Source organism: Cellulomonas fimi, assembly GCF_012952065.1.
Taxonomy (GTDB): Bacteria; Actinomycetota; Actinomycetes; order Actinomycetales; family Cellulomonadaceae; genus Pengzhenrongella; species Pengzhenrongella fimi_A.
Genome location: NZ_JABCJJ010000079.1, coordinates 1 through 895 on the forward strand (window position 1 = coordinate 1; position 895 = coordinate 895).

The following is an 895-nucleotide window of genomic DNA, read 5'->3' on the forward strand; positions in this document are numbered from 1 at the left end:
CCATCGAACAGATGCCCTTCGATCTGGGACCTGAGAACCTCAACAAGCCTCATTTTCCCAGATCAGGGGCATCTGTTCATTCCGCGACACACCCACCAAACCGCACTACTCGCGGATCTGGGTCAGAGCAGGTTCGCGCCGACCAGGTCACCCACGGCTAAGGTGACCGCCATGGCGAGGGCTCCGCCGACCACGAGCCGGACGACGGCGCGCAGACGCCCGGCCCGGCCGAACCGCGCGCTCACCGAGCCCGTGATGGCGAGCGCGAGCACCACGACACCGAAGGTCACGGGGATGCGGACGGGCTGGGGTGCGACCAGCACGGCGAGCAGCGGCAGGAGCGCGCCCGCGGTGAAGGCGATCGCCGAGGCGAAGGCGGCGTGCCACGGGTTGATGAGGTCGTCGGGGTCGATCCCCAGCTCGGCGTCGACGTGCGCGGCGAACGGGTCCTTCGCCGTCAGCTCCTCGGCGACGAGCCGCGGGGTCGCGGGTTCGAGACCTTTGCGCCGGTAGAGGTCGACGAGCTCGGCCAGCTCTCCCCCCGGGTCCTCGGCCAGCTCGCGACGCTCGGTCGCGAGCAGGGCGCGTTCGGTGTCCCGCTGGCTGCTTGGCTCCGAGCACCCCGGCCCGCAACCAGTTGAGCCGGGCGTTGAGCCCGACGGCGTGCGGCTCGTCGGGATGCGGCTTGATCTCCCCACTGCCTGGCATCTGCTCGTGCGGTGGCTGCTGCTCGACCATCGGCGGCGCTCCGGCGGGACCCGCGCCGGCTCAGACCCAGATCCGCGAGTAGTGCGGTTTGGTGGGTGTGTCGCGGAATGAACAGATGCCCCTGATCTGGGAAAATGAGGCTTGTTGAGGTTCTCAGGTCCCAGATCGAAGGGCATCTGTTCGATGG

Annotated in this window: 1 protein-coding gene; it reads right to left on the minus strand. The window is 68.8% G+C overall.

Features of this window, described 5'->3' with window-relative positions; translation table 11 throughout:
- Nucleotides 1-122: 122 nt before the first annotated feature.
- Nucleotides 123-698, minus strand: a complete 576-nt coding sequence (locus HIR71_RS16280; RefSeq protein ID WP_396031904.1) for a VIT1/CCC1 transporter family protein — start codon at nucleotides 696-698, stop codon at nucleotides 123-125.
- Between the last annotated feature and the right edge of the window lie 197 nt (nucleotides 699-895).